At 50.4% G+C, this 10,548-nt stretch carries 11 protein-coding genes and 1 pseudogene; 4 read left to right on the forward strand and 8 right to left on the reverse strand.

The genetic code is table 11. From position 1 onward, the window contains the following. Positions 1-190 (forward strand): annotated as a pseudogene (locus tag HW443_RS07255) (hypothetical protein); the annotation flags it as partial. Positions 191-275: 85 nt separating this feature from the next. On the opposite strand, the gene HW443_RS07260 reads toward HW443_RS07255, so the two are convergent. The 6 genes from HW443_RS07260 to HW443_RS07285 form a co-directional block, all read right to left on the reverse strand. Next, positions 276-494, reverse strand: coding sequence for a DUF2283 domain-containing protein (locus tag HW443_RS07260; RefSeq protein WP_176226421.1), 219 nt, complete (start codon positions 492-494; stop codon positions 276-278). Next, entirely contained in the window at positions 478-756 is a 279-nt protein-coding gene (locus HW443_RS07265) for a DUF4258 domain-containing protein (protein ID WP_176226422.1), read from the reverse strand. The genes HW443_RS07260 and HW443_RS07265 overlap by 17 nt, the downstream gene beginning before the upstream one ends. A 20-nt stretch (positions 757-776) precedes the next feature. Then, complete coding sequence (gene nadC / locus HW443_RS07270; protein ID WP_258190473.1) at positions 777-1,640, reverse strand: carboxylating nicotinate-nucleotide diphosphorylase; 864 nt, start codon at positions 1,638-1,640, stop codon at positions 777-779. A gap of 173 nt (positions 1,641-1,813) precedes the next feature. After that, on the reverse strand, positions 1,814-3,433 hold the full coding sequence (nadB, locus tag HW443_RS07275) for an L-aspartate oxidase (RefSeq protein WP_176236820.1): 1,620 nt from the start codon (positions 3,431-3,433) through the stop codon (positions 1,814-1,816). 367 nt (positions 3,434-3,800) lie between these two features. After that, positions 3,801-4,712: a quinolinate synthase NadA gene (gene nadA, locus HW443_RS07280; RefSeq protein ID WP_176238024.1), complete on the reverse strand. Its 912-nt coding sequence runs from the start codon at positions 4,710-4,712 to the stop codon at positions 3,801-3,803. Continuing rightward, complete coding sequence (locus tag HW443_RS07285; protein WP_176236822.1) at positions 4,687-4,932, reverse strand: hypothetical protein; 246 nt, start codon at positions 4,930-4,932, stop codon at positions 4,687-4,689. Before HW443_RS07285 ends, nadA begins: the two co-directional genes overlap by 26 nt. Before the next feature lie 505 nt (positions 4,933-5,437). Between HW443_RS07285 and HW443_RS07290 the strand changes: the two genes are divergently transcribed. The 3 genes from HW443_RS07290 to HW443_RS07300 all read left to right on the forward strand — a co-directional run bounded on the left by HW443_RS07290 (position 5,438) and on the right by HW443_RS07300 (position 8,376). Further along, entirely contained in the window at positions 5,438-6,007 is a 570-nt protein-coding gene (locus HW443_RS07290; protein ID WP_176236823.1) for an IS607 family transposase, read from the forward strand. Between the two features lies 1 nt (position 6,008). Further along, a complete protein-coding gene (locus tag HW443_RS07295; protein WP_176236824.1) occupies positions 6,009-7,286 on the forward strand; it encodes a zinc ribbon domain-containing protein in 1,278 nt (425 codons plus the stop codon). A 61-nt stretch (positions 7,287-7,347) separates the two neighbouring features. Continuing rightward, a complete protein-coding gene (locus HW443_RS07300; RefSeq protein WP_176226427.1) occupies positions 7,348-8,376 on the forward strand; it encodes a hypothetical protein in 1,029 nt (342 codons plus the stop codon). Between the two features lie 46 nt (positions 8,377-8,422). Here HW443_RS07300 and purN read toward each other — a convergent pair whose 3' ends face one another. Together purN and HW443_RS07310 are read right to left on the reverse strand one after the other, a co-directional pair. Further along, on the reverse strand, positions 8,423-9,283 hold the full coding sequence (purN, locus tag HW443_RS07305; RefSeq protein ID WP_176236056.1) for a phosphoribosylglycinamide formyltransferase: 861 nt from the start codon (positions 9,281-9,283) through the stop codon (positions 8,423-8,425). A 186-nt stretch (positions 9,284-9,469) separates the two neighbouring features. Next, positions 9,470-10,432: a carbohydrate kinase family protein gene (locus tag HW443_RS07310; protein WP_176236055.1), complete on the reverse strand. Its 963-nt coding sequence runs from the start codon at positions 10,430-10,432 to the stop codon at positions 9,470-9,472. Positions 10,433-10,548 lie beyond the last annotated feature (116 nt).

Consider the following 10,548-nt stretch of genomic DNA (forward strand, 5'->3'; position numbering starts at 1 on the left):
CAGACTAAGAATTAAGAAGATAATCTTAGGGGCAGGAATTTTTTCTTTTGCTTACGGTTTGTTTATGGAGCTAGCTCAGGCGATACTACCTTACAAGGAGTTTTCCTCAGAAGACTTGTTTGCCAACACGGCTGGGGTAGGGTTGATGTTATTATATCTAGTTGCAAGGGATCACGTGAAAAGTTCTTGAGATAGAGAGGCAACTTTATGGTCTAGATTGCCAAACTATACACCGCATAGCCGGACCGGGCTTTGTCCTCCAGCCTATTATCTCTTTATGCTACGGCCTTTTCTTTTACTATTGTGAGATTGAGTAAATCGAGTGGATTTTTTGTAGTCCTTTTCCCCGCATCGAGGATTTCGACGGCTACGATGCTTCCGTCCTTTGAATAATCAATAATAACCCCATCAAGTTCTACCGAATCAACGATAGCTTCCTCAGAAATAAACTCAATGTTCAATAGGTCATGTTTTGGGTCATATTCTATTTTCATCCTTTTCCTCCCTCCAATAACGATCTATCTGAGAAGTCCGATAGGTGGTTACAACTACATACAATTCCTCCTTTTCCTCATAAATCACTCTCAGTAGATATTCTTTATCCCCTAATATATATTTTCTATGAGCAACCTTACGCCCTCCATAGCCTTCAACGACCTGTTCTGGAGAGTTTATTGTTTCTTTTATCCAATCTTCCCATATCCCCCTTTGCTCTGACTTTTTCTTAGCGATAGGGATTATTTCTATTTTCTTCATTTATTCTATAGCTACCAATTTTAAAAATCTATGAGGTTTCCCCTAATTACATCAAAAAGCTCCAGAGAAAAATCCAGGGCAGGAGCAGACATGGTGATGGCTCCGATGGAGATGATATCTACTCCAGTCTCCGCTACTTCTCTCACGTTCTCCAGCCTTATGGAGCCGGAGGCCTCCAGCAGACACCGGTCACCTGCTATCTCTACAGCTTTTCTCATCTCTTCCACAGACAGGTTATCCAGCATGATGACATCGGCCCCGGCCTCCAGCGTTTCCCGCAATTGATCCAATGTCTCCACCTCGACTTCGACCTTCATCAGGTGAGGAGAGTTGCTTCTGGCTTTCTCTACGGCCTCCCGGATGCTCCCGCAGACTTTGAGGTGGTTATCCTTGAGAAGAACTCCGTCATACAATCCGAATCGGTGATTATATCCACCGCCACAGCGAACCGCATATTTCTCTAGTTCCCGTAAGCCGGGCAGGGTCTTCCGGGTATCCACGATCCTGACCGGAAGGCCGGAAACTGCCTCCACATATTTATGAGTCAAAGTAGCAATACCCGACAAATGCTGAAGGAAATTGAGGGTTGTCCTTTCGGCGACCAGGAGAGAGCGGACCTCTCCTTTGATAGTGGCCACTACTTCGCCTCTTTCCACTCTCTGGCCATCGCTCTTCTCCCGCACGAACTCCAGGCCTGGATCCACTTCATGAAATACTGCCTCAGCAGTACCTATGCCGGCAAGGATACCTTCTCCCTTGCACAGGATCTTCCCGGTAGCCTGAATCCCTTCGCTGATCGCAGAGAGAGTGGTAACGTCTCCTCTACCACCTAGATCTTCCTTAAAGGCTGTTCTTATGACAGATCTCAAACGATGGTCAATCAAAAATGACCTTCCTCTCTAACCTATCACTCGTTGGCCGGTCATCCCCTGTCTAAGAGCGCCTTACTGGTTATCATTATGTGGCCGTCATCCACAAACGTGAAAATATTATTGTGACTCTTGAGCCCATCTGCGCAGCCTGATGCTGGAATTATTTTTAACTGAGGGAAAATGCACTATTCCGCTACATCTTCGTAGCCTATCTTCTGGTTATCCATAAGTATATGTTTCTTCCAGTTGATATCATCCCGATAAGGATAATCTCTCCTCAGATGAACTCCTCTGCTCTCACATCGCAGTTGGGCAGCTTTCACGGTCAGCCATGCCGACGTCAACATGTTGATAAATTTAACTGTCCGGGGATCTTTGCTGCAGGGAGTAGATTTTACGCTCTCCTGGATAAATGTTTCCGCCTCCTCCAGGCCCTCGCAGTCTCTCACAATACCTGCTTTCTTCATCATGGCCTGCTCAAGTTCGTTCTTTTTGCTCTCTATACCAGAGATATCCCCGGGAGATGGGGAGCTTCCTTCCGAAGATCCCTGGGGCATTTTGGGCTTGAGTCGGCTAAGAGAGTCTTTTATGGACTGCGCAATCCTCTTGGCGAACACCAGCCCTTCCAGCAGAGAATTGCTGGCCAGACGGTTTGCTCCATGGACACCGGTACAGGCAGTCTCACCACAGGCATACAGGCCTGAGACAGATGTCTCACCATCCAGGTTTGTCTTCACTCCCCCTATCAGATAGTGAGCGGCAGGAGACACCTGGATTAGTTCCGTAAAAAAATCAACACCACTTTCCTGCAGAGTAGCCACTATGGTGGGAAATCTCTCCTCCAGCACGTTCCTGGCGATATGTCTGGCATCCAGATAGATGTGGTCCGTGCCATCTCTTTCCATCACTTCTACGATCTCTCGTACCACTACATCCCGCGGGCCAAGTTCCGCCAGAGGATGTTTTCCCAACATGAACCTGTCCCCTTTTTTGTCCCGCAAAAATGCTCCTTCTCCTCTCACGGCCTCAGTGATGAGAAAGGACTCGCCTCTCTTGGTCTGAAAGACTGTGGGGTGAAACTGTACAAATTCCATGTCCGATATGATTGCCCCGGCCCGGTAAGCCATGGCAATGCCATCTCCGGTACAGACAGAAGGGTTGGAGGTGAACTGGTACATCTGGCCTACTCCTCCTGTGGCCAGAACCACAACTTTAGCCAGGTAGATTCTCAGCTCGCCCGTGGAGGTATCCATGGTAGCAACGCCGCAGCAGGACCCGTCCCTATCGGTCAGGATATCCACCACCAAAGTTCTCTCATGCACCGTCACCCTCTGGTTCTTTCTTACTGACCTCACCAGACTTCTTTCGACCTCCGCTCCTGTGGCGTCTCCACCGGCATGAACTACTCTGGCTCTAGAGTGACCACCCTCAGTAGCCAGACTTAGCTTACCCTGCTTCATATCGAAGGTTGTCCCCATCTCCATCAGCTCCCGTATCATGGCGGGAGCCTCTTTCACCACAAACTCAACCGCCTGAGGATCGCAGAGTCCCTGTCCGGCCCTGATGGTATCCTGAAAGTGAAGACGCCAGTTGTCCTGACGATTAAGGGCAGCAGCTATGCCGCCCTGAGCATACCAGGTCGCTGACTCCTGAAGCTCGCTTTTGGTAATAAGCCTCACATTAGCGAAACTGCCCACCCTTATGGCTAAGGATAGGCCGGCAATTCCACTGCCGACAACGATTACGTCACTTATCTCATCTGCCGGATGATATTGGGTAAGGTCGATCAGGTATCGGGATGACAATTTGCCTCACTCCGAGGCTCAGTTGAAAAAGGACGGATAAACAAAGGATTCTGGTGATTTCCCCTAAAAACGGGCTGACACCCATTGCCAAATACGAACGCGTGTTCTATACTGAGCTTATGGCAGAAGAGAATGTGATCCTGGCCTCGCTGACGTTTCAGCGGCTAGGAACTCAAGCTCGCTTCCCTTCCGCCATGTGGAGATGGATCGTGTACCATCTCCCGGATGCCCGTAGTGCATCCGCCGGGCTAGACACCAGGCTAAACGAGGTAGCGAACCCCTCACCTCGCTCAATCAGCCCGGTTAAAACACCCGTGTCATAGTTGTCTATAAAACGGGTAACTATCGGGCTTCTTGCCTTTCCAGTCTATCTCACAGCTAACATCTTGTCTATGGCTCTCCTGGCCCCCCAGGCCACCTCCAGGGGCACCTCGATGCGGGGAGCCATGTCTTCCAGCGCCCACAGTACTTTCTCTAAATTAGTCAGTTTCATGTTGGGACAGATGGCTCGAGGGGAAGCGGGATAGAATTTCTTGTCCGGATTTTCCTTGTGAAGTCTATGAATGATGCCCACTTCTGTCCCTACAATTATCTCTTCCGAGTCGCATTCCCGGGCGTATTTCAGTATGCCGCTGGTACTGGCCACACTGTCTGCCAGTTCTATCACCTGAGGAGTACACTCAGGGTGAACCACGACTTTGGCTTCAGGATGCTCTTCCTTTAATTTTACTATGTCCTGAGGCAAAATCCTAACATGAGTAGGGCAAAATCCGTTCCAAAGGATGATTTTTTTGTCGGTCTTGGTGGAAACGTAGTGGCCCAGATATTTGTCCGGGACAAAAAGGATCTCCTCTACTCCGGCCAGAGAATCTATGACTTTGGCCGCATTGGCAGAAGTACAGCAGATGTCACTTTCGCTCTTGACTTCTGCGGTGGAGTTTACATAGCATACTACGGTAGCCTCTGGGCATTGCTTCTTTCTTCCCCTTAGTTGATCGGCCGTGATCATGTCTGCCATGGGACATCCTGCATCCAGGTCCGGCAGGAGAACGACCTTCTGGGGGCAAAGTATGGCGGCTGTCTCGGCCATGAAATGAACTCCGCAAAAAACGATCACATCTGCATCAGTGCCGGCGGCCTGCTGGCTCAGACCCAGAGAATCGCCCACAAAGTCAGCAATGTTCTGAACCTCTCCTATCTGGTAATTGTGGGCCAGGATAACGGCATTCCTTTCCCGCTTTAACTTCTCTATTTTACTTCTTAAAATTTCGGCAGGCATCCAATAATCTCTCCTGCAGCTCCTCCTCTGATCTCACATTCCTCACGTCGGGTTTAAGCTTTTCCACCAGCCTGATAGCACATCGGACGATCATGGTGTTGGGAATCTTGTGCCCTCCGGTTTTCTTAGACTCCATCCCCAGACCATCCAGGTACTCCACCATCTCTGCTGGCATAGTAATAGGCACGCGAAAATAGTTTTCTTTGCTCTCTGTTACCATATGGCTCCCTCCTCTTGATTTTGTACATCTGAGTGTCAACTGCTACTCCCACGAGGGGGTAGCTTGTGATTCAACTGAAGTTCATCACATTTGGCTGATTGACGCCAGCCTAGTCGCTTTGACAGCTTCCATAGCCGTATCTCGAATTGCTTGAACAAAAGCAGAAGGCAGGTTAGGGTATCTTCCACGGAGTTGGGCATAGAGAGCATGATGAGCTTTCTTTTTGTTATAAGTTCTATTCTCCAATGCCCAATCCACATGAGTGTTAAATATCTCGGCACATTGTTGAAGCAAAGGCAAGAACCGATTCTCGTCTAAAGCTACAGGTATTGACACGGTATGTTGCATAGTTATATAAATACGCTATTATGTGAACAATGTCAAGCAATCACGCAACATACTCACTTGGGTATCACATTTATAAAATAGGGTCTAGTATCGAATACGAATCTTCATTTTGTGGGTGCCTATTGACAAATACGAACAAGTGTTCTATACTGGCGTTATGAAACTGAGCGCCTACGCCCGCAAAACCGGAATCTCCTACCACACGGCCTGGCGCTGGTTCAAAGCTGGACGACTGGCTGGCTATCAAGTTGGCACTGGTACGATCATCATCACCGATCCGATCCCGCAAATGTTCACAGCCGTCACCGATCAAAAAGTTACCATCTACACCCGTCTGTCCGCTGCCGAAAATAAAGATAACCTGGAAGGGCAGGCCAGGCGGCTGAGGAACTACTGCGCCGCCAAAAGCTATCGCTTGATGACCGTCCTGAAAGAGATTGGCTTGGGTATCAATGATAGGTGGCCCAAGTTGTTGAAACTCCTCACCGATCCAACCATCACCCTCATCGTCATCGAACACAAAGACCGTCTGACTCGCTTTGGCATTAACTACATCGAGAAGTTGTTGGCGATGCAAGGGCGACGGATTGAGGTCATCCATCTGGCCGAGAACGGCAAGGAAGATCTGATTCAGGACTTCGTCAGCATTGTGACTTCCTTTTGCCCCCGAGTCTACGGACAGCGGCGATTCAAGCGCAAGACTGAACGTATCATCACGGAGTTGTGAAATGGTGAAGAAAGCGATTACCCATCTCAAACTCAACCAGGCCAATCCAGGCAAGCTCCGAAAACTCGACCAATTGGCACTTGAACACCAGCGTGTAGTGCAGGCGTATGTGGATTGGCTAATCGAGCGCCAGATTGACCAACCCAACAAGTACGCCGACATCCCTGAACAGCATGTGCCCACGCCGCTCTCCGACCGCTGGCAACGCTGCGCCTGGCAACAGGCGTGTGGCATCGTCCAGTCGTGGTACGCCAATGGGCGCGAGACTCCGCCCGTGTTGCGAAACGTCTGCCTCCAGGCCAACGCCAACGTGGTAGTGATTGAGCCTTCCCACACGCCCCAGTTCGATTTCTGGCTGAGAATCTCCACTTTGGAGGCCGGAAATCCTGTGCGTGTCCCGATCCCGCTATACAACCGGGCCAAGGAAACGATCGCGGAGTTTACTAAACTCTGCACCGGCGTCACCTTAAACAAGCGTGATGGGCAGTGGTACGCTACTTTTGTCGTCGAACGTCGTGGCGCGAAAGCCCAGTCATCACAGGTGATCGGTGTGGATATAGGCATGGTCTCGATTGTCTCGACCTCAGGAGGTCAGCGCTACGGGCAGATCAGCCCTGAACTCCGCAAGCGCCTGGAGCGGGCGGTCGAAAAACACCGCCGCAAGCAGAAGCTTAACGCATGCCTGAAGCGCAAAGACATGCCCACGGTTGACCCAGGCGACAACCGGGCTGAAGCCTTCTCCCGCAACGAGATTGGACGGCCACTCAATCAGATGCTGGACGAACTACTCAAAGGTTCGGCTGTTGCTCTAGAACGCCTCTCGGTCAAAGACATGCGCTTCAAGTCGCGCCAGATGAACCGAGTCCTGCGCGCCTCGCAGTTGGGCTACGTGCGTGACAAACTCAAATTTAAGCTGGATGAGCGCGGCATTCGCTATCGCTCTGTCCAGCCCGCTTATTCCAGCCAGCAGTGCTCGCACTGCGGTTTCACTTTTTCGTTGAACCGCCGCTCACAGGCTGAATTTCGCTGCCTGTGGTGCGGATATGAAGCCAACGCGGATGAGAATGCGGCTGCCAACCTGGCTGAACGTTTCGGCGACGAGGAGCTGAACTTGCTTCCCTTCCGCGAGGTGGAGACGGTCCTGGCGATGCGGTTCATGCGCCGTCTCCCGGATGCCCGTAGTGCATCCGCCGGGCTAGACACCAGGGTAAACGAGGTAGCGTACCTCCACCTCGGTCAATCAGCCCGGTTGAAACACCCGTGGCATAGTTGTCTATAAAACGGGTAACTATTCACGGACTATTGACAAGATAAGTTGACGGTCGAGGGCAGACTTACAATTGACACACCTGCTTTCTGAAAAAATCAGTTGTTTCGACCTGGAAGGGCCCCTTTCTCCCATGGATCATGCCTACGAGGTCATGAGCCTGATACCAAAGGGTAAAAAGGTCTTTGAGGTTCTCAGCAGGTACGATGATATCCTGACTTTGGAAAGACGGGAGGGGTATGAGCCAGGAGATACTCTGAGACTTCTAGTTCCCTTTCTCCTTGGCCATCGCATTAGCGAGGAAGATCTAGAAAAGGTTTCCCGAGAGGCTAAATTAGTCAAAGGTGCCCGAGATCTTATTGCCCATCTCCAGTCGCAGGGGTGGAGAGTACAGATTATCTCCACTTCCTACTGCCAGCATGCCCTCAGTGTAGCTCAGAAGCTGGGGGTTGATGCCGTCAATGTTGCCTGTACCCATCTACCTCTTCGCCAACTGGCACAAGAGCTAAAAGAGGAAGATCTTCGGGTAGCCATAGAAAAGGAAGGTCTTATCCTTGATCATCTTTACACTGAGGATCTTGAATCAGGCAAGAATGACGACCAAATCAGATCCTATCTGGATCAGTTCTTCTGGGAAGAGCTTAGTGGCACTTCTCTGGGTCGAATTCTGGATCAAGTGGAAGTTGTGGGTGGGCGACGTAAAGTTAGGGCTCTGGAGCACTTCCTGGCCAGAGAGGGAAGTTTCCTGCAGAATGTAGTAGTTGTGGGGGACAGTATTACGGATTGTCGAATGCTGGAAGTTGTGGAGGCCGCCGGAGGATTGGCAATTGTTTTTAACGGTAATCGATACGCCTTGTCTTACGGGACCATAGGGGTGGCCAGTGGGGATATGATGAGATCTCTGAGGCTGGTTCTGGAGGTCTGGCAGCGGGGTGGGAGGAAACATCTTCATGCGGCAGTACGGGAAGGCTGGTTGATACCTCCTGAGGATGGCTCTTGTCACTGGCTGCCCGGTGCCAGCCAGAACGAGTTAGATCAAATTGTGGATACCCACAAGAAGTTTCGTTCTCTGGTAAGAGGAGAGGTAGCAAAATTGGGCTAATTTTACTCTCACCGGAGATCTAAGCTTAACCGGTCTTGACGCTTGGCTAATGCGATATGTTTATCATTGACTTTTGACCTATCTTCTCAGTTAAATCGTAGCCCCCTTGCAAAACCTCTCCCCTGGAGGTCACGACTTGCTTGTTTTTAATAGCAATCTCGCCTCGGGCCAAAGCGCCTATCGTGGTCACTATCAAAGGGAATTCCTGCGCCAGTTCCTGCCTCCTGATTTTTCGGAAAAGAAGATTTGTCTCTCCTTCCTGCTCTCTAACCTCATGTAGAGGTCTGACCTGGAGTTTTTTCTCCAGATCCTGCCAGAGGGGATCAAAGTCCTCGCCCCGAAGAGAGAACCGGCAGAAAGTAAGGGGAGGCCCTTGATCCAGTTCTGGAGTAACCAGATGAATCATGGCTCCAGCCTCGCTGGCCCGGTTCTCTAGAAGTTGCCATATCACTTCTTGCCATGAGCCTTTAGGGCCACCCGGTAGGGCAGGATGGAGGTTGATCAAATCGTACTTCTGACACATCTCTTCCCCTACTATTAACATGTAGCCGGCCAGAACATAAAGATGGATATCGTATTCCCCAAGACGCCTCATCACTTCTCTATCGTAATCCCTACGCCACTGTTGGATCAGCTTCGATCTGCCCTTCCTCTCCTCCTGTAACCCCTTTTCCCGTCTCTCTGCTTGGAAAGTAGCTGAGGAGAAAGTCACCAGAGGAAGTTTGAAAGAATCAACGATTTCAGCAAAAAGATCGCTTTCTGTCGACTCTCCTCTATTTCGACTGCAGAAAACGAAGCTGATTTCGGACTCAGGAATCTCCCCACTGCAAATACTCCTGTACACTACTTGTAGGAGGTCCCGAGCTGCCTGGTCTCGACCTGTGGAAAACCAGCCAATGCTGAGCACCCTATCATCTTCTCCTTGGACCAACCAAATTCAACAAAATCCAGATCCAACAGGGCAGGCCACGCCCCGCCTGGCACCAAAAACCTGCTCCTCTCATCCTTCTCTTAGGCCACTTCAAAAGTCTACGAAGTTCAGATTCTGGAAATCATCCGCTCGCCACCCGAGTCAACGGAAGAGATTTGCTCGTCATTCGTTTCTCCCATTGCCCACAGGGTAGCATTGCCTCCCCACTCCCACTATACTGCGGGCCGCCCATTTGGTTGCCAGATCGGCACATTCCCGTAGCGACTTCTGTTCCAGCAGGCCGGCCAAGAAGCCGGCCGCAAAAACGTCCCCTGCGCCGGTGGTATCGACTACTTCACGTATTTTGACCGCGGGAGTCCAAAACTCCTCTTTTTCGGTAAACACATAAGAACCCTTGTGACCCATAGTACATACCACGATCTGGACTCCCAGATCAAGTAACTGCCAAGATCCTTCCCAAAATTCTTTTCCACTCAAGATCTCCACTTCCTCCTCAGAAGGAAAGCAGATGTAAGTATTCTTCAGAATAGGAAGGAGAGCTGGAATTCCCCTTCTGGCGTAGAGCATGCCGGGATCAAAACTGATTTTCACCTCAGAGCCTGCCTCAGCAGCCAATCGCCTCTGGGCCTCCAGGGGTCTATCACCCACAAAAGAGGTCAAGTGTAAAAAGTCACACTCCTTAGCATATTCCACATCCAAATCCTCCCAGCAAAGAGTATCGTTGACATTGGGGAACACTATCATCGACCGGTCTCGATCTTTGCCTATCAGAAGAGTGAGACAGATGCCGCTTCGCTCTCCCCGTAGGATCCGGCTCCTGTCTATAGAATCAAGACTTTTCCAGATAAACTCTCCTTCTGAATCACTACCAATCTTGCCCACATAGCCGGCTCTGAATCCCATTCCGGACAGAGCCACCACGGTGTTAGCAGCGGACCCTCCACCTGCCTTACCTACCAGCCTGCCCTCTTTATAGAGAACTGCCAAGAGCGCATCAACTTGCTGAGGCTCTCTGGCCCATTCTTCTCCTGCTCTGACTCCCAGTTCCCTGCCTAGACTTTCGTCCACCTGAAAAATCAAATCCAGATTAAGCGCGCCGAAACCAATTACCTGCAGCCGAGGCACAACCTTACCTCCTTTTGGTAGATTCTTCCCCCTTGGGCGGTTTTTCTTCTTTATTCAATACTTTCTCCCTTGAAAATAACCCAATTTTCATGCGACGTGGTGCGCCGCGGTGCATG

It is taken from the genome of Candidatus Hakubella thermalkaliphila, assembly GCF_013281975.1.
Taxonomy (GTDB): Bacteria; Actinomycetota; Humimicrobiia; order Hakubellales; family Hakubellaceae; genus Hakubella; species Hakubella thermalkaliphila.